We start from the raw sequence: 19,082 nt of genomic DNA on the forward strand, positions 1-19,082 counted from the left end.
GGATGTTCGGGCTTTTTTTGTGTCCAGGTTAATCCTTAGAATGTTTTTTAATCTGCGCCGGGTTTTTCCGCTTTTCCTGCCAGCAACGCAAGAAAGTCATAGCGTTTTTGCAGATCCATCGCGGCATCTTGCCATAATTGTTCAGCCACTTCAGGCTGTTGCGCATTCAGGCGACGGAAACGCTGTTCATTCAGCAACGTTTCCGCCAGTGCATCTGACGGTGGTCGGGAATCCAGTGCCAGCGGCGGCTTGCCTTCATCCGCACGGCGGGGATCGAAGCGGTATAACGGCCAGAAACCGGTAGCCGTTAACTGGCGCATCTGATCGTGGCTCAGCGCCAGATCGTAGCCATGCTCCTCACAGGGGCTGTAGGCAATGATCAGCGACGGGCCTGGCCAGGCTTCAGCCTCCTGGATGGCTTTCACCGTCTGGTTTAATTGCGCGCCCAGCGAAATTTGTGCGACATAAACATGACCATACATCATCATGCTGACGCCAAGATCTTTACGGGCTTTACGCTTGCCATGTTCGCCAAACTTAGTGACGGCGCCAAGCGGCGTCGCCTTCGACGCCTGGCCACCAGTATTGGAATAACACTGCGTATCCAGAACCAGGATATTGACGTTTTCCGTCAGGCTTAACACATGATCCAAACCGCCAAAGCCGATGTCGTATGCCCAACCATCGCCGCCAATCAGCCAGATTGATTTTTCCACCAGCGCATCAGCATCCTTTAACAGTTCATCTGCGCCTGCAACCGATTTCAGATGTTGGCGCAATGCGGCGACCTGTTCACGCCGAATATCAGGCGTCGCTTCCGTATGCAGCGCCTCGTTTAATTCCGCGGGAATGCGATCGGCGAATTGCGCCAGTAAACGCATAACGCGCGCCCGATGCTGATCCACGCTCAGACGGAAACCAAGACCAAATTCCGCGTTATCTTCAAATAACGAGTTCGCCCACGCCGGGCCGCGTCCGTTGGCATCGGTGGTATAAGGCGTGGAGGGTAAGTTACCGCCGTAAATAGAGGAACATCCCGTGGCGTTAGCGATTAACATTCTGTCGCCATATAACTGAGTCAGCAGTTTAATATACGGCGTTTCACCGCAGCCGGAACAGGCGCCGGAATATTCAAACAGCGGCGTAATGAGCTGCGACGTGCGGATATCAATCCGTTCCAGTTTGCTGCGATCGATTTCTGGTAAGTCGAGGAAGAAGTCATAATTCACTTTTTCTTCTTCCACATGCTCAAGGCGCGACATCATGTTAATCGCCTTGATCTGTGGATTTTGCCGATCTTTAGCCGGGCAGACCTCTACGCATAAATTACAGCCAGTACAGTCTTCTGGCGCGACCTGCAGCACATATTTCTGGCCGCGCATATCGCGGGACTTCACGTCCAGCGAATGCAGGCTGGCCGGCGCGTTCTCCATCGCCTGAGGGGAAACGACTTTCGCACGAATCGCCGAGTGAGGGCAGGCGGCGACGCAGTGATTACATTGTGTACACAGTTCCTCTTTCCAGACAGGAATCTCTTCGGCGATATTGCGTTTTTCCCAGCGGGTGGTGCCCATCGGCCATGTTCCGTCCGGCGGCAGGGCGGAAACAGGCAGTGCGTCGCCAAGACCCGCCAACATGGCGGCGGTAACGGTTTTTACGAAATCCGGCGCGGCGTCGGAGACGACCGGCGGGCGATGTGCGCTGTGGGAATTGACCGCCTGCAACGGCACTTCCGCCAGCGACGCTTGTGCCAGAGCCAACGCCTGCCAGTTACGCTCAACCAGATCCTGACCTTTGCTGCTATAGCTTTTGGCAATCGCGCCCTGCAACTCAACCAGAGCGTTATTGCCAGGAAGAATATGCGTCAGGTGGAAGAAAGCCATCTGCATGACGGTATTGATGCGTGCGCCAAGTCCGCATTCGCGGGCGATTTTCGCCGCGTTAACCACGTAAAAACGCGCCTTTTTCTGATTCAACACCGCCTGAACTTCTTGCGGCAGACGCGACCAGACCTCGTCGGCGCCGTACGGCGTGTTAAGCAGGAAGATACCGCCTGGCTTCAGACGCTCCGCCATCTGGTATTTATCGATAAATTGTAATTGATGGCAGCCGACAAAATCCGCTTGGGCAATTAAGTAAGCGGAACGAATTGGTTTTTCGCTGACGCGCAGGTGCGATACCGTGAGCCCGCCAGCTTTTTTAGAGTCATAAACGAAATAACCTTGCGCATACCACGGCGTAGAATTACCGATAATTTTAATATTATTTTTCGTGGCCGATACGCTGCCGTCGCTTCCCAGACCGTAAAATAACGCTTCCAGTTTAGCGCTACCGGGCAGGGTATTTTCCGGTAATGGCAGCGAGAGGTTAGTGACGTCGTCATAAATACCCACCGTAAACCGTGGCTTAGGTTTCGCGCGGCTGAGTTCATTAAAGACCGCCAGTACGCACGCCGGGCCGAACTCTTTGGACGATAGCCCATAACGTCCGCCAATGGTGCGCGGTAACGTTTCGCGCTCGCCGTTATTAAATGCCTCCGCCAATGCGGTCATCACGTCCAGATAAAGTGGCTCGGCCTGCGCGCCAGGTTCTTTGGTGCGATCCAGCACGGCGATAGCGCGAACGGTTTCCGGCAATGCCTGTAACAAATGTTTGGCCGAGAAGGGGCGGAACAGACGGACTTTCAGGACGCCGACCTTTTCTCCGCGGACAAGTAACGCATCCACGACCTCTTCGCAGGTGCCGAGGGCGGACCCCATCACAATGATGACGCGTTCAGCCAGGGGATGGCCATAATATTCAAATGGCTGGTACTGGCGCCCCGTAGCATCGCCAAATGCCTTCATCGCCTGTTCTACGTGATCATAAACGGCGTTGTACCACGGATTGGTCGCTTCACGAGACTGGAAGTACGTGTCCGGATTCGCTGATGTTCCTCGAATCACCGGATGTTCCGGATTCAGAGCACGGGCGCGGTGGGCGTCAATCTCCGCCTGCGGCATCAGGTTCAGAATAGTTTCATCCGTTAGCGGTATAATTTTGTTGATTTCATGCGATGTACGGAAACCATCAAAGAAATGAATAAACGGAACGCGGCTTTTCAGCGTAGCCCTGTGTGCGATCAGCGCAAAGTCCTGCGCTTCCTGAACACTGGCGGCGCATAACATCGCGCAGCCTGTCTGGCGAACCGCCATCACATCAGAATGGTCGCCAAAAATAGAGAGCGCGTGTGTGGCGACGGTGCGCGCGGCAACGTGCAGTACAAACGGCGTGAGCTGCCCGGCCAGTTTATACAGCGTTGGAATCATCAGCAGCAGTCCCTGCGATGATGTAAATGACGTAGAGAGCGAACCGGTTTGTAACGCGCCGTGAACGGCGGCGATCGCGCCGCCTTCCGACTGCATCTCTACCACACGCGGCGTATCGCCCCAGACATTTTTAAGCCCATTACCGGCCCAGGCATCTGCTTGTTCAGCCATTGTCGAACTGGGCGTAATCGGGTAAATGGCGATAACTTCGCTGGTACGGAACGCCACCGACGCTACCGCGCCATTACCGTCAATTGTTTGCATATGACACCCTTACATTGCGCAAAAAAGAGGGACACGCCTAATCGTGAGCGCATCCTGTAGTTATCCTTTTATTTTAGCAAAGCCCTTCAAGCCCCATTTTCGCTTTTGTGTCCCTGGCGGGAGGAGAATGGCGGTTTCTTGCCGAAAAGGCGCAAAAAAATTGCCAATAAATGTTAATGAAGCGCATAAATGCGTGCTTTGCCTCTCGACGCGTCAGTTTCTGCTGCCTATTATTTAGGGCGGTGTCGTTGGGATAAATAAACAGAGGGGAGAGAAATGCGCGCAGCGTTTTGGGTGGGATGTGCCGCGTTATTATTATCGGCTTGCAGTAGCGAACCTGTTCAGCAGGCAACTGCGGCACATGTTTCGCCAGGGATGAAAGCGGCGATGTCCAGCGCCGGAGAGGCGAATTGCGCGATGATTGGCGGCTCGCTTTCAGCGGCCCGGCAGCTTGATGGTTCAGTGATTGGTATGTGCGCGCTTCCCAACGGCAAACGTTGTAGCGAACAGTCGCTTGCCGCTGGAAGCTGTGGGAGTTATTAAGCGCGGCGTTTCGCCTGGCGCGTATAACTTTTCACTTAATGGCTTAATGCGCTAAATCCGCCAGTTTATACATTAGCGTTGTTTCTGCCGTCGCCAGCGTTAATTGGTTTGCGGTTAAATCGACCTGCGCGCCTTTGCTGAAGACCTCGCTGATGGTGCCGTCCAGCGCATTAAGCTGCGGATCGGCGCACATCATTCGGGTCATCGCTAAATTTTTCACTTTTAATTCGCCGTCCGACAATTTTCCTTCGCCGGTGAATTGATTGCACATTTTGCCGGATACCGTCATGTCCTCGCCAAAGCTGAGCTCCGGGCCGGTGACCGTTTTACCGTTTACGCTTTCCAGAACAAATCGGTGGTGCTCCAGTTGTTCGCGTTTGACGGACACTTTTCCACTGCTCACACACCCCGTCATTATGATACTCAGGGCGACCAGCGTGACGATTTTCTTCATTGATACTCTCTGTAATCTGATAGTTAACACTGACTATAGTAATGATATGACCGGATAGATCTTCAGGGGTTATCCGAAAATGCTCCCCTGAGCGTAGGGGAGCGACAGGATTAGAACAGCGCGTTCGGGCAGGCTTCGCCCTTCTCAAGCTGGCTTAAGTTTTGTAACGTGGTTTCAGAGATGCTGATCAGCGCTTCTGCGGTCAGGAATGCCTGGTGCCCCGTAAACAGTACGTTATGGCAGGCCGACAGACGGCGGAAAACATCATCCTGGATAACATCGTTTGACTTATCTTCAAAGAACAGGTCGCGTTCGTTTTCATACACATCCATCCCCAGCGAGCCGATTTTCTGATTCTTCAGAGCTTCGATAGCCGCCTGGGAATCAATCAGCGCGCCACGACTGGTATTAATGACCATAACGCCATTTTTCATTTGATCGAATGCCGCATGGTTCAGCAAATGGTAGTTTTCCGGCGTGAGCGGGCAGTGCAGGGAAATAACGTCCGATTCGGCAAACAACGTTTGCAGATCCACATACTCTACGCCGAGGTCAAGCGCGGCGGCGCTGGGGTAGGGATCAAACGCCAGTAGACGCATTCCGAAGCCTTTCAGGATACGCAGCGCGGCGACGCCGATTTTACCGGTACCAATGACGCCAGCGGTTTTACCGTGCATGGTAAATCCGGTGAGTCCCTCAAGGGAAAAGTTAGCGTCGCGGGTGCGTTGATAAGCGCGGTGAATACGACGGTTCAATGTCATCATCATGCCAACCGCATGTTCGGCGACGGCTTCCGGAGAATAAGCCGGCACGCGCACCACCTGCAAACCGAGCTCTTTAGCGGCATCCAGGTCGACATTATTAAATCCGGCGCAACGCAGCGCGATGTATTTCACGCCGTGTTTTTTCAGCTCTTCCAGTACCGGGCGGCTCCCGTCGTCATTAACAAAGATACAAACCGCTTCGCATCCATTGGCGGTTTTCGCCGTTTTCTCCGTCAGCAGAAAATCAAAAAACTCCAGTTCAAAACCGAATGCTTCGTTCACCTGTTGTAGGTATTTCTTGTCATACTGTTTGGTACTATAGACGGCAAGTTTCATATGACCTTCTCCAGTGATGTTAGAATCACACAAATACGATTAAAATTATTTTACAAAAAATCAAAAATAATTGATAGCAATACATATAATGAATAATTTTAGGCTATCCTTCTCCAGGATACCTCAAATAGCAGGAGGGTGGCCCTGCAACGCGCATAACGCATCACTCGTTTTCAACATGAACTATTAGGCTATGTACGGGCAATCATGCCAAAATAAAGAGATAGCCGACTTAATTCTTCGTTAAATCAGGAAATTATTGGCCCATGAAGGGTAAATATAAAGCCGCCCTTGCGCTACTGTTACTGCTGATTCTTGTGCCGCTAACGCTGCTGATGACCCTGGGGCTGTGGGTTCCCACCCTGGCGGGAATTTGGCTACCCGTCGGCACTCGTATCGCCCTGGAAGAAAGTCCGCGCCTGACGCGTCATGGGGTAGTGATTCCCGATCTTCGCTATCTGGTCAATGATTGTCCGTTAGCCCATGTTACCCAGGCGGAACTGACGCATCCCAGCCGTTGGTTGCTGAACATCAAAAGCCTTGAACTGGATGCCGCGTGCCTGGCGAAACTACCAGCCTCGGAAGCATCTCCCGCCGCGCCGCGTACGCTGGCGCAGTGGCAGTCAATGCTGCCCAATACCTGGATCAACATTGATAATGTCATTCTCGCACCCTGGCCGGAATGGCAGGGCAAGCTGGCGATCGCCATGACGCCGGTCATTCAGCAGATACGTTATCAGGGCGAAAAAGTAAAATTTCAAGGGCAGCTACGCGGTCAGGCGTTGACGGTGAGCGAACTGGAGATCGCCGCACTGGCGAACCAACCTCCCGTTAGCCTGGCGGGTGAGTTTACGTTGCCGCTGGTACCGGATGGCCTGCCGGTCAGCGGTCATGCGGCGGTGACGTTGCGTTTGCCGCAGAAACCGTCGCTGGTGGATGCGGAACTGGAGTGGCGTGATAACGCCGGACAGCTCATCGTGATGGCGCGAGGCAATCCTGACCCGATTCTCGATCTCCCCTGGGCGTTGACGCGTCAGCAGCTTACCATCAGCGATGGCCGCTGGAACTGGCCATACCAGGGATTCCCCCTGAGCGGGCGTCTGGCTTTTAATATCGATAACTGGCAGGCAGGGCCGGGTAATGCGCGGATCAGCGGTCGCCTGAATATTCTGACCCAGGGCGATTCCGGTAAAGCGAACGCTGTACTGACCATCGGGCCGGGGAAACTCAGCATGGATAGCAGTGCGATGCCTTTACAGCTTATCGGCGAGGCTAAACAGAAGGATTTAATCTTTTATGCCGTGTTGCCAGCCATGCTCCGCGGCAGTCTGGCGGACCCGCAGCTCACCTTTGCGCCAGGCGCATTGCTGCGCTCGCGCGGACGGGTGATTGACGCGTTAGATATTGATGAAATTCGTTGGCCGCTGGCGGGCGTCAAGGTGACGCAGCACGGCGTTGATGGCCGGTTACAGGCTATTTTACGAGCGCACGAAAATGAAATGGGCGATTTCGTTCTTCATCTTGATGGCCAGGCGAATGATTTTCTCCCCGATGCTGGTCGCTGGCGGTGGCGCTATTGGGGGCAAGGAAGCTTTACGCCAATGCGCGCCCGTTGGGATATCGCCGGACAGGGGGAATGGCGTGATAACACCATCAGGCTGACCAGCCTGTCTACCGGCTTTGATCAGTTGCAATATGGCGCGATGACCGTCACATCGCCAAGACTGGCGCTGGATAAACCCATTGTCTGGGTTCGCGATGCCGCAACGCCGTCGCTACAGGGCGCGCTGTCACTGGAGGCGGGGAAAACCGTATTTACCAGCGGGAGCGTGCTGCCGCCTTCTACCGTTAATTTTAGCATCGAAGGTCGCGAGCCGACCCTGTTCCAGTTTAAAGGAGACCTTCGGGCGGGGGCGATAGGGCCGGTACGGCTGAATGGGCGTTGGGATGGTGAACGCCTTCGCGGACAGGCTTGGTGGCCGAAGCAGTCGCTTATCGTTTTTCAGCCGTTGCTCCCACCGGACTGGAAAATGACGCTGCGCGAAGGCTCACTGTATGCGCAGGTCGCTTTTTCCGCCGCACAGGGGCAGGGGTTTGAAGCGGGTGGACACGGGGTGTTAAAAGGCGGCAGCGCCTGGATGCCGGATAATAAAATCAACGGCGTCGATTTCATTCTGCCATTTCGCTTTCACAAGGGCGCCTGGCAATTGGGGACGCGTGGCCCCGTCTCGCTGCGTATTGCCGAGATAGTTAACCAGGTTACGGCGAAAAATATCACCGCCGATTTACAGGGCGGTTATCCCTGGAGCGAGTCGAATCCATTACTGCTAAGCGATGTCAGCGTAGATGTGCTGGGTGGTAAAATCATTATGAAACAGTTGCGGATGCCGCAGCACGATCCGGCGCTTTTACGGGTACAAAATATCTCATCCAGCGAATTGATTAGCGCCATAAATCCAAAGCAATTCGCCATGTCTGGTCCGATCAGCGGCGCGCTGCCGCTGTGGCTGAACAATGAAAAATGGATAATCAAAGATGGCTGGCTTACCAATCCTGGGCCAATGACGTTGCGTATCGATAAAGATACCGCGGATGCGGTGGTGAAGGATAATGTTACGGCAGGCTCGGCTATTAACTGGCTACGTTATATGGAGATTACGCATTCGTGGACGAAAATTAACGTGGATAACCTGGGCGTATTAACGATGCAGGCGGCCATTACCGGCAAAAGCTGGGTAGATGGTAAAACCGCGATCGTTAACTTGAACTATACCCATGAAGAAAATGTGATTACGCTGTGGCGCAGTTTGCGTTTTGGCGACAATTTACAGGCATGGCTTGAACAAAATACAGCGTTGCCGCAACCGCCTTGCCGGAAAGACAAGGACTGTGAGGATAAATAATGAAAATGAGCATTGCCATGCTGTCAGCGCTTGCGTCATTTATAGTGGTGGGCTGCACGCCACGTATTGAAGTCGCCGCGCCTGAGCAGCCGATTACCATCAATATGAATGTAAAGATCGAGCATGAAATACATATCAAAGTCGATAAAGATGTTGAAGAACTCCTGAAATCACGCAGCGATCTATTCTGAGGCCATAATGAAAAAGTATTTAATGCTATGGGGGCTGATGTTGAGTTTGTTCACACCTTCTGTGTGGGCCTTAACCCTGGAGGAGGCGCGCACGCAGGGCCGGGTAGGGGAAACGCTGAATGGTTATCTGGTGGCCTTAAAGAATGATGCCGAAACCCAGAAACTGGTGCTTGAGATTAATCTCGCCCGTCGCGCCAGTTATCAGCAGTTAGCGGATAGCAATCATCTTCCCGTGGACGAGGTGGCGAAGATGGCCGGGCAAAAACTGGTTGAGCGCGCCAGGCCGGGAGAATATGTACAGGGAATTAATGGTAAATGGATGCGTAAATAACCGCTGTCTGACACCTTTTTCACCGCATAATGCATTTTTATATTGATAATCTCTGAACTTAGTCGTTTGCGCCGGAATTAGGATAGCCGTGCGGCGTCATCTCTGATGGAGTGTCTCGCATTCATATCCCGAAAAAAGCAATTTATGGACAATCTCAGTTGAGCTTCAAAACAGACATACGGAGGGCGTACTTAGATTAGCTAAACCAGAAACGCTCTTTCTATACTGTTGTCGGGTATCACTATTCGCGGGAGTAACCGGGTATGACATCTGAAAACTTATCTGCTGCCTGCCACTGTGGCAGCGTCGTGTTTACCGTTCAGCTTAGCGATGGCTTTCATACTGCCAGGCGTTGTAACTGTTCGTTTTGCCGGATGCGCGGGGCGGTGACGGTTTCTGCGCCGCTATCGGGCATTAAGGTGGTAAAGGGGCAGGATAAGCTTACCGAATATCGATTCAATACGGGCAAGGCGGTGCATTTTTTCTGTTCGGTATGCGGAATATATACTTTTCATCAGCGCCGATCCAATCCCGATCAATATGGGGTCAATGTGGCATGTATTGAAAATGTGTCGCCTTTTGATTTCGCCTGTGTTGACGTCAATGATGGGGTAACACATCCCAGCGATGGCGACAGTAAGGGCGTGATAGGATATTTGCGCTACGAACCGAAGACGTCACCTCCCGTCGAAACGGGAGGTGAAAATGTTTAGGCGGCCACCACGCTGTCAATCGCGGCTTTCGCATCGGACTGGGCTTTAGCCGCCACTTCCGGCCCGTAGGCGATGCCTTCGGCAAAGACAAAATTCACGTCGGTGATACCGATAAAACCAAGGAACACTTTCAGGTAAGGCGCAATCAAATCCGTCGGGGTGTCTTTATGGATACCGCCGCGGCTGGAGAGAACCACCGCGCGTTTGCCGGTTACCAGACCTTCCGGGCCTTTTTCAGTATAGCGGAAGGTGATACCGGCGCGGGCAATCAGATCAAAGTAGTTTTTAAGCTGCGTCGGGATATTGAAATTGTACATCGGTGCCGCAATAACGATGACGTCGTGGGCTTTCAGTTCAGCAATGAGTTCATCGGACAGTGCCAGGGCGTCCTGTTGACGTGGCGTTAAAGGCGCATCGCCCGGACGCATCGCGCCCACCAGCTCGCCATCCAGCACCGGAACAGGATTGGCCGCCAGATCGCGGACAGTAATTTCATCTGCGACGTGTTTTTCGCGCCATTGTTCAATAAAATAGTCAGTCAACTGACCTGACTGAGAGTACCCTGCCAGAATACTGGATTTAAGAACTAATACCTTGCTCATGGGTGTTTCCTTTTATGTGTTTGAAGGGGCGCGCCCCGTTGCTTGTTGACACTTTATTCACAAATATGTCGCAGGGATAGCGCAATATATCGAACCCTTTGTTCGAAATTATTGAACAACGCACAACAAGCCCCAATGTGGTACTCTATACCTATCATTTAAAACGATTTTAAACAGGCAGAATGCTGCCCAAGATCCTTATGACAGAACAATCTACGTTGACGCTTCAGGCGTTACAGCAGCGGCTGAATTCACTGATGCTGCGCGACCGACAGCGCTTTGCGCGCCGCCTGCATGGCGTGAAGAAAGTGAAAAATCCTGATGCGCAACAGGCCATTTACCAGGCGATGGCGAAAGAAATTGAACAGGCTGCGGCGCAAGTCGTCCTGCGCGAAGCGGCCCGGCCCTCAATTACTTATCCGCAAAATCTGCCTGTCAGCCAGAAGAAACAGGACATTCTGGAAGCTGTCCGCGACCATCAGGTGGTGATCGTCGCAGGAGAAACCGGTTCCGGTAAAACCACTCAGTTGCCGAAAATTTGTATGGAACTGGGGCGCGGAATTAAAGGACTTATTGGTCATACTCAGCCGCGCCGCCTGGCGGCGCGCACCGTCGCTAACCGTATTGCCGAAGAGCTGCAAACGGAGCCGGGCGGCTGCATCGGCTATAAAGTGCGTTTCAGCGATCATGTGAGTAGCAATACCATGGTCAAACTGATGACGGACGGTATCCTGCTGGCGGAAATCCAGCAGGACAGGCTATTGATGCAGTATGACACCATCATTATTGATGAAGCGCACGAACGTAGTCTGAATATTGACTTCTTGCTCGGCTATCTGAAAGAGCTTCTGCCGCGTCGTCCCGATCTGAAAGTGATTATTACCTCTGCGACCATCGACCCGGAACGCTTCTCGCGCCACTTTAATAACGCGCCGATTATCGAAGTCTCTGGCCGAACATATCCCGTAGAAGTCCGTTATCGCCCCATCGTTGAAGAAGCCGACGACACTGAACGCGATCAGTTACAGGCGATTTTCGACGCCGTTGATGAACTGGGGCGTGAAAGTCCCGGCGATATCCTGATTTTTATGAGTGGAGAACGGGAAATTCGCGATACCGCCGACGCCCTGAACAAGCTGAACTTACGGCATACCGAAGTGTTACCGCTGTACGCACGCTTGTCGAACAGCGAACAGAACCGCGTTTTCCAGTCGCACAGCGGACGCCGTATCGTGCTGGCGACTAACGTGGCGGAAACCTCGCTGACGGTGCCGGGTATCAAATACGTGATCGATCCTGGCACTGCGCGTATCAGCCGCTACAGCTACCGCACTAAAGTGCAGCGCCTGCCGATTGAACCGATCTCACAGGCTTCCGCCAACCAGCGTAAAGGGCGGTGTGGGCGCGTATCGGAAGGGATCTGCATTCGTTTGTATTCGGAAGATGACTTTCTGTCACGCCCGGAATTTACCGACCCGGAGATTCTGCGTACTAACCTGGCGTCAGTCATTTTGCAGATGACCGCCCTGGGGCTGGGTGATATTGCCGCCTTCCCGTTTGTCGAAGCGCCGGATAAGCGCAATATTCAGGATGGCGTGCGTTTGTTGGAAGAGTTGGGGGCGATTACTGCCGACGAACAGCAGACGGTGTATAAACTGACGCCGCTGGGCCGACAATTATCCCAGTTGCCGGTCGACCCGCGACTGGCGCGTATGGTTCTGGAAGCGCAAAAACATGGCTGTGTGCGCGAAGCGATGATCATCACTTCCGCGCTCTCTATTCAGGACCCGCGCGAACGTCCTGCGGATAAGCAGCAGGTTTCCGATGAGAAACACCGGCGCTTCCATGATAAAGAGTCCGATTTCCTGGCGTTTGTCAATCTGTGGAATTACCTCGGCGAGCAACAAAAGGCACTGTCGTCGAATCAATTCCGCCGTCTGTGTCGCACCGACTATCTAAACTATTTACGCGTGCGTGAGTGGCAGGATATCTATACCCAACTGCGTCAGGTGGTAAAAGAACTGGGGATTCCGGTAAACAGCCAACCAGCAGAGTATCGGGAAATTCACGTCGCGTTGTTAACGGGGCTGTTGTCGCATATCGGGATGAAAGATGCCGATAAGCAAGAGTACACCGGCGCGCGTAACGCCCGATTTTCTATTTTCCCCGGCTCCGGTTTATTCAAAAAACCGCCGAAATGGACGATGGTCGCAGAACTGGTGGAGACCAGCCGTTTGTGGGGGCGCATCGCTGCCCGCATTGAGTCAGAATGGGTAGAGCCGGTAGCCCAGCACCTGATTAAGCGCTCATATAGCGAACCGCACTGGGAGCGGGCGCAAGGCGCGGTGATGGCGACGGAAAAGGTCACTGTCTACGGTCTGCCGATTGTCGCCGCGCGCAAAGTGAATTACAGCCAGATTGACCCAGCGTTGTGTCGCGAGTTGTTTATCCGCCATGCGCTGGTGGAGGGGGACTGGCAAACCCGCCATGCCTTCTTCCGTGAAAATCTAAAACTGCGTGCGGAAGTCGAGGAACTTGAGCACAAATCGCGCCGCCGCGATATCCTGGTGGATGACGATACCCTGTTTGATTTTTATGACCAGCGTATTAGCCATGACGTTATTTCCGCCCGCCACTTTGATAGTTGGTGGAAAAAAATCAGCCGCGAGACGCCGGACCTGCTCAACTTTGAAAAAAGTATGCTGATTAAAGAAGGCGCGGAAAAAATCAGCAAACTGGATTACCCGAACTTCTGGCATCAGGGCAATCTCAAGCTGCGTTTGAGCTATCAGTTTGAACCGGGCGCGGATGCTGACGGCGTGACCGTCCATATTCCGTTGCCGCTACTTAACCAGGTTGACGAGAGCGGTTTTGAATGGCAGATCCCAGGATTACGCCGTGAATTAGTTATCGCGTTGATTAAATCGCTGCCAAAACCGGTACGTCGTAACTTTGTTCCGGCGCCAAACTATGCTGAAGCGTTTTTAGGTCGCGTAACGCCGCTGGAGCTACCGCTGCTGGATGCGCTGGAGCGAGAACTGCGCCGGATGACTGGCGTCACGGTCGACCGGGAAGACTGGCATTGGGATCAGGTGCCCGACCATCTGAAAATCACGTTTCGCGTCGTGAATGACAAAAACAAGAAACTGCAGGAAGGGCGTTCGCTCGCCGAACTTAAAAATGCGCTGAAAGGTAAAGTGCAGGAGACGCTCTCAGCGGTGGCGGATGACGGCATCGAGCAGAGCGGGCTGCATATCTGGAGTTTCGGCGTGCTGCCGGAAAGCTACGAACAGAAACGCGGTAATTATAAAGTGAAGGCGTGGCCAGCGTTAGTGGATGAGCGTGACAGTGTCGCTATCAAATTGTTCGATAATCCGCTGGAACAACAACAGGCGATGTGGGGCGGTTTACGCCGTCTGCTGTTGCTCAATATTCCCTCACCGATTAAGTACCTGCATGAGAAATTGCCGAATAAAGCCAAACTGGGGCTGTACTTTAACCCGTACGGCAAAGTACTGGAGTTGATTGATGACTGTATCGCCTGTGGGGTAGATAAACTGATAGATGCCAACGGCGGGCCGGTGTGGAGCGAAGCAGGTTTCACCGCACTACATGAAAAGGTGCGTGCCGAGCTGAATGATACTGTGGTGGATATCGCGAAGCAGGTTGAGCAGATCCTGACGACCGTATTCAATATCAATAAGCGTCTGAAAGGGCGAGTGGATATGAGCATGGCGTTGGGGCTTTCCGATATCAAGGCGCAGATGAGCGGTCTGGTATACCGTGGTTTTGTGACTGGCAACGGCTTTACACGTCTCGGCGATACGCTGCGTTATCTGCAGGCAATTGAAAAGCGACTGGAGAAACTGGCGATCGATCCGCACCGCGATCGGGCGCAAATGCTGAAAGTCGAAAGCGTCCAGCAGGCGTGGCAACAATGGATAAACAAACTGCCTCCAGCGCGTCGCGAGGATGATGATGTCAAACAAATCCGTTGGATGATTGAAGAGCTGCGCGTCAGTTACTTCGCCCAACAGCTCGGTACGCCTTATCCTATTTCCGATAAGCGTATTTTACAGGCCATGGATCAAATTACGGCCTAAAAAGCCAGGCGACGACGTCTTTCAAAGAGATCCGGTACGAGTTCGCTAGCCTGTCAGGAACAAAAAGGAGGAATAATGAATACAAAGCCATTTCCGGTACTCTCCGGGGCAACATTGCTGGCGGTGAATACCGTCGGACAGTGGCTGGCGCAAAATGATTTTTCCGGCGAACAACCTTATTCGTCAGATTGCGTCGTCCTGGCGGGCAATGCGGTGATCCCCACTATCGACGCGGCTTGTCGCATCGCCAAAGCGCAGGGTGTTCCTTTACTGATTAGCGGCGGCATTGGTCATTCAACGCCGTTTTTGTACGCCGCGATCGCCCGGCATCCGCGCTACCACACTATTTGTACAACCGGACGCGCCGAAGCCGCTATCCTCGCTGATATTGCGAACCAGTTCTGGCATATTCCGGCTGAGAGAATTTGGCTGGAAGATCAGTCGACTAATTGCGGCGAAAATGCGCGTTTCTCCTGCGCATTGCTCCGTCAGGCGAAAGAAAACATTAACACGGCTATCGTTGTGCAAGACCCCACCATGCAGCGGCGCACTATTGCGACCTTCCGGCGCGTGACAAACGACGACACCGATGCGCCGCGCTGGCTGAGTTTTCCTGGTTTTGTTCCGGTACTGCGCCATTTTAATGGCGGTACAGGATTTACCGATGCTGAAGAGGGCGTCTGGACGGTAGAGCGTTATCTGTCTCTGATTGCGGGCGAATTGCCACGTTTGCGCGACGATGAAACGGGATATGGACCGCGCGGTAAAGATTTTATTATTCACGTAGATATCCCACGCGATGTTGAAACCGCGTGGCAGGTATTGCAGGCAGATACTACACTGCGCAGTGCGTTAGATCAGCGAGCGTTGTGCTAAAAATCGCCCGTTTGTGAGGGGGAACGGGCAAGTGCGACACCACCACCTCATAAATTTGATGAATTATTTATAAAAGCTGGTTATGTTGTCGCTTTACGGTTTTCATTCAGGACGCGTTATGGGCAATAAGTATTCCGGCCTGCAAATTGGCATTCACTGGTTAGTCTTTTTTCTGGTTATTGTGGCTTATGCCGCGATGGAGCTACGCGGTTTTGCGCCGCGTAGTTACCGACCCTGGTTTAATATGACGCACGTTTCATGTGGTATCACTATTTTGCTTTTAATGGTGGCGCGCTTGTTTATTCGGCTGAAATATCCCACGCCGCCCATTATTCCCCGTCCAACACCGATGATGACCGGAATGGCGCATTTGGGGCATCTGGTGATTTACCTGCTATTTATAGCGCTGCCTGTTATTGGTCTGGTGATGATGTATAACCGCGGCAATCCCTGGGTCGCATTTGGTATTGTCATGCCCCATGCCGCCGAAGCTAACTTCGAACGTGTGGATATGCTGAAATCCTGGCACGTCACGCTGGCGAATCTGGGCTATTTTGTTATTGGACTTCATGCCGTTGCTGCTCTGATACATCACTATTTCTGGAAAGACAATACGTTGTTACGGATGATGCCGCGTAAGCGTTCCTGAACCTTCCCTTTTATGGCGTTTGTCGCCGGGTCTGGTATTTCGATTAATTGCCGCTTTAGGCGAGCAGGGCATGTATCAGTGGGGATGGCGTATTCAGTACAGAAAACGCCTGCGTCTAACCGAGACCCGTGACGCAGGCGAAGGAGAACGGGTCTACATCGGAAGCGGGTATTATACTTATTTGTATGACAAATAAAATAAACAATTACTATCCCGTGATCCAATGTTTAATCAATGGGTTAAACCCACAAGATCGCGCTGTCCGACCGGGCGGGAGTGCCTACTCTTACGATGAACGTGGCGTGGTGGCGGAAAATAGCGCGACGGCGCCATGTTGCTCCAATGTCACCTTAGCGAAATGTTCGACCAACACGCTGCGTAACGTATCGGCTGAGTCATTGGTATTACTGAATATTCCTTTCTTGTTATAAACAGCCATCAATTTCTTGCCAAAAGCATTGTGAGGAACCTCTTTGCCCAGAATCGTGGCACCAAAAAGCGTGCCGCCGGGTTTAAGCGCCATACCGGCATTTTTAATTGCTTTCGCTTTTGTTGTCATCTCACCGGGTAAGCAGTGCAGAAGATAGTACATAGAAACAGAATCGAAGCGTCCGTGCCAGTCCGCCGGGAACGTGTCGAAAACATCATGTTGTAGCGTGGCGCGGATTTTCGTATTACCCACCCGGCTGGCGGCTATTTTCAGGCTATCCGGATTTAAATCCATCAGCGAAATGGCATGAGTCGCAGGCGCATGTTTCAGGTAATAACCTGTGCCTACGCCAATATCCAGGTGAGTCTCGCCCATGTGATGCAGGAAGAAAGGAAGTAGTCGCGTATCAGTAGGACACTTCCAGGCATATTTGTTTGAGATATTTAGTACCCACCAGTCATATAAGCTAAGCGTGAAGGGGTTATAGACTTTTGCGCCTGATTGTTGTGTATGCTTCATTGTTCTCTCACTAAATAATTTCGCGGTGGGATTAAAGCAACGAAGTAATCGTTAGGCAAGCATTAATCAGATGGGTGAGTAATTTAATACTCAGCATGAAATCGAGATCGTGAATTAAGCTGTTATCTGATTTTAAAGAAGGTCGAGGATAATGATTGCTGATGAGGGATATCGATGAGTCATATTATTATAAACCGATAATTAATAATCGCTATCATTCACATATTAATCCTTGCGACAGCGACAATCCAATTAAATACAGGAGGAAAGTATTTATTCGCACATATAAAACGATTATTGCACATGTGTTGATATTTTAAACGTTATGATAAGATAGACATACCTATCCTGAGTTAATAAGGCAGTTAAATATTTCCTACCCGGAGGAGATATGATTGAGGTTTTTGACGCGTTTGCCTGGAGTTTACTGTTTGGCGGCCTGGCAGTGACTGTACTGTATATCACCGCACTGGATAGAAAACAATAATCATCGAATTTAACGCGCTTGTTGACCCGGTATTACAAATAATTGTACCTGAAATCTACCACTTCTGAAGCTTGCGATATTTTTCCATTCTGGCGGCAAGGGGTAATCCCGGCAGAAGTTGCCGCCGCTTATCAACCAGACACGATGGTGACGTTTTGAAAGCGTTGTTAGATTATCAATATATGTTTGATCGGCTTGCGCATAGAACAGAGAGCCAAATCCATAGGCGTTTGGTCTGCCTGATGTTCCATCTGCGTTAGGCGGTGTATAAAGAAACGTACGATAATCTCGTCTGTTATAATACACATAGCTTAAATAATCGAACATTTTACTGACTATCACGGCATCATTAGGTTGGTAGCGGGTGTTGATATAGTTTACCAGTGGCTTAAACTCATCTTTACGCGTAGGATTATTATGATATAAACCATAACCGAATAATAAAGTAAATACGAGAAAACAGAATCCACAAAACGCTTTTTTTACGCGGGTGAGCAATGCCGCGAGCAGGGGAGGAATGCTTAGCGATGAGAAGAAGAAATAACGATCGATAAATAATGGCATCCACCAGGAAATGAGAAATACCAGCGTCACAGGGATGACCAAATTACAAAATAATATCAGCCGATATCTTTCATTTTCTCCGTTGCATAAAGATATTCGCCCCACAGTACCGATAAAACTTCCCGCCGCCAGCCACAGAATGATCGCCGGAAAATCCTGTCCGTTGTTTCCGGTAAAAAAATGCCAGTACATAGCAGGCAGATCACGCCATGTTATGGGTGCAATCCAACCGATATCATTACCGGCTCTCAACTGCGCCATATGAGTCAATAAATTAAACAATACGGGCAACCAGGGGAGATAAACTACAGCAATCGCCAGGTTAGCAAACCACCAGCCAGGAAGTTTAAGGTAGCAGGTCGTTTTATGGCTCTGGCAGGATAATATTGTTACTGCGATCCAGTGGGCAATAAGTACAAATATGGTGAAATAATGGGTATAAAAGCTGAATGTCATGAGCAAAGCATACGCTACAAGATAGCGATTATTTACGGGTGTTTTTACCCACATCATCAATGCTAACGCGGCAGCGAGCGTTAGCATTCCTAATAACGCGTACATGCGCGTTTCCTGACTGTAATGTACTGCCATCGGCATCAAGGCCACGAACCATCCCGCCAATAACGCTGTACGTTCATTCGCCAGCCAGCGTGTAAGTGCGATAACCAACGCAACTGTCAGAATCCCAAAAAGTAGACTGAGAGAGCGTACCGCTGTAATGCTGTCACCCAATAATATCATCCAGTCATGTAGTAACAGATAATAAAGCGGAGGATGCACGTCAAAAGCGGCATGGAAGAGCAGGCTATCTACATTATGGCGACTAATAAGCACGCTGGACGCTTCGTCACACCAAAGGTAGCGGTCAGTTAAAAACAACAACCGTATAATGACGGAGAACATGACAATGAGACGAACATGATATTTATACTTTATTTTTCTTAACCCATTACCGGGCTCCCATATTGATAGTTGTGGTAGCGCCATGAATATCCTCAATGGAGTAAGACTCAGACCAGGATAGATACCTAACGCAATAATGTAG

At 51.5% G+C, this 19,082-nt stretch carries 14 protein-coding genes and 1 pseudogene; 8 read left to right on the plus strand and 7 right to left on the minus strand.

The annotated features are described in order from the left end of the window. Nucleotides 1-47: 47 nt before the first annotated feature. Both nifJ and ACE15A_RS10950 read right to left on the minus strand, forming a co-directional pair. Nucleotides 48-3,572 (minus strand): pyruvate:ferredoxin (flavodoxin) oxidoreductase, encoded by a 3,525-nt coding sequence (nifJ, locus tag ACE15A_RS10945; protein ID WP_053509775.1) that lies wholly within the window; start codon nt 3,570-3,572, stop codon nt 48-50. A 60-nt stretch (nt 3,573-3,632) separates the two neighbouring features. Continuing rightward, nucleotides 3,633-3,933, minus strand: a pseudogene (locus tag ACE15A_RS10950) (reverse transcriptase). Here ACE15A_RS10950 and ACE15A_RS10955 point away from each other — a divergent pair. Next, on the plus strand, nt 3,849-4,115 hold the full coding sequence (locus ACE15A_RS10955) for a DUF333 domain-containing protein (RefSeq protein WP_001200680.1): 267 nt from the start codon (nt 3,849-3,851) through the stop codon (nt 4,113-4,115). The pseudogene ACE15A_RS10950 and the gene ACE15A_RS10955 sit on opposite strands and share 85 nt — an antisense overlap. Nucleotides 4,116-4,158: 43 nt before the next feature. Here ACE15A_RS10955 and hslJ read toward each other — a convergent pair whose 3' ends face one another. Further along, complete coding sequence (hslJ, locus tag ACE15A_RS10960) at nt 4,159-4,569, minus strand: heat shock protein HslJ (protein ID WP_023249460.1); 411 nt, start codon at nt 4,567-4,569, stop codon at nt 4,159-4,161. Nucleotides 4,570-4,679: 110 nt separating this feature from the next. Then, a complete protein-coding gene (ldhA, locus tag ACE15A_RS10965) occupies nt 4,680-5,669 on the minus strand; it encodes a D-lactate dehydrogenase (protein ID WP_023176388.1) in 990 nt (329 codons plus the stop codon). A 266-nt stretch (nt 5,670-5,935) separates the two neighbouring features. Here ldhA and ACE15A_RS10970 point away from each other — a divergent pair, with 266 nt between their 5' ends. The 4 genes from ACE15A_RS10970 (at nt 5,936) to ACE15A_RS10985 (ending at nt 9,807) form a co-directional block, all read left to right on the plus strand. Continuing rightward, nucleotides 5,936-8,572, plus strand: coding sequence for a YdbH family protein (locus ACE15A_RS10970; protein ID WP_053509773.1), 2,637 nt, complete (start codon nt 5,936-5,938; stop codon nt 8,570-8,572). Beyond that, nucleotides 8,572-8,763 (plus strand): YnbE family lipoprotein, encoded by a 192-nt coding sequence (locus tag ACE15A_RS10975; protein WP_000784063.1) that lies wholly within the window; start codon nt 8,572-8,574, stop codon nt 8,761-8,763. Before ACE15A_RS10970 ends, ACE15A_RS10975 begins: the two co-directional genes overlap by 1 nt. Nucleotides 8,764-8,770: 7 nt before the next feature. Next, a complete protein-coding gene (locus ACE15A_RS10980; protein WP_053509771.1) occupies nt 8,771-9,094 on the plus strand; it encodes a YdbL family protein in 324 nt (107 codons plus the stop codon). 263 nt (nt 9,095-9,357) lie between these two features. Continuing rightward, on the plus strand, nt 9,358-9,807 hold the full coding sequence (locus ACE15A_RS10985; protein ID WP_053509769.1) for a GFA family protein: 450 nt from the start codon (nt 9,358-9,360) through the stop codon (nt 9,805-9,807). On the opposite strand, the gene azoR is transcribed toward ACE15A_RS10985, so the two are convergent. Continuing rightward, nucleotides 9,804-10,409 carry an FMN-dependent NADH-azoreductase gene (azoR, locus tag ACE15A_RS10990; RefSeq protein WP_023184234.1) on the minus strand — a complete coding sequence of 202 codons (606 nt, stop codon included), beginning with the start codon at nt 10,407-10,409 and terminating at the stop codon, nt 9,804-9,806. The genes ACE15A_RS10985 and azoR overlap by 4 nt on opposite strands. A 200-nt stretch (nt 10,410-10,609) precedes the next feature. On the opposite strand from azoR, the gene hrpA reads away from it, so the two are divergent. The 3 genes from hrpA to cybB all read left to right on the plus strand — a co-directional run bounded on the left by hrpA (nt 10,610) and on the right by cybB (nt 16,037). Beyond that, nucleotides 10,610-14,512 carry an ATP-dependent RNA helicase HrpA gene (gene hrpA, locus ACE15A_RS10995; RefSeq protein WP_064055929.1) on the plus strand — a complete coding sequence of 1,301 codons (3,903 nt, stop codon included), beginning with the start codon at nt 10,610-10,612 and terminating at the stop codon, nt 14,510-14,512. 75 nt (nt 14,513-14,587) lie between these two features. Further along, the gene (locus tag ACE15A_RS11000) at nt 14,588-15,388 is read left to right on the plus strand and encodes a YdcF family protein (protein WP_023249455.1); all 801 of its coding nucleotides are present in this window, start codon (nt 14,588-14,590) and stop codon (nt 15,386-15,388) included. A 118-nt stretch (nt 15,389-15,506) separates the two neighbouring features. Further along, nucleotides 15,507-16,037 carry a cytochrome b561 gene (gene cybB / locus ACE15A_RS11005; RefSeq protein ID WP_023249454.1) on the plus strand — a complete coding sequence of 177 codons (531 nt, stop codon included), beginning with the start codon at nt 15,507-15,509 and terminating at the stop codon, nt 16,035-16,037. Between the two features lie 286 nt (nt 16,038-16,323). Here the strand turns inward: cybB and ACE15A_RS11010 are convergent, their stop codons facing one another. Both ACE15A_RS11010 and ACE15A_RS11015 read right to left on the minus strand, forming a co-directional pair. Further along, nucleotides 16,324-16,986, minus strand: coding sequence for a class I SAM-dependent methyltransferase (locus ACE15A_RS11010; protein ID WP_053509767.1), 663 nt, complete (start codon nt 16,984-16,986; stop codon nt 16,324-16,326). Nucleotides 16,987-17,482: 496 nt separating this feature from the next. Next, the gene (locus tag ACE15A_RS11015) at nt 17,483-19,024 is read right to left on the minus strand and encodes a glycosyltransferase family 39 protein (protein WP_053509765.1); all 1,542 of its coding nucleotides are present in this window, start codon (nt 19,022-19,024) and stop codon (nt 17,483-17,485) included. Nucleotides 19,025-19,082: the final 58 nt, after the last annotated feature.

The organism is Salmonella sp. HY31 (assembly GCF_042604575.1).
Taxonomy (GTDB): domain Bacteria; phylum Pseudomonadota; class Gammaproteobacteria; order Enterobacterales; family Enterobacteriaceae; genus Salmonella; species Salmonella diarizonae.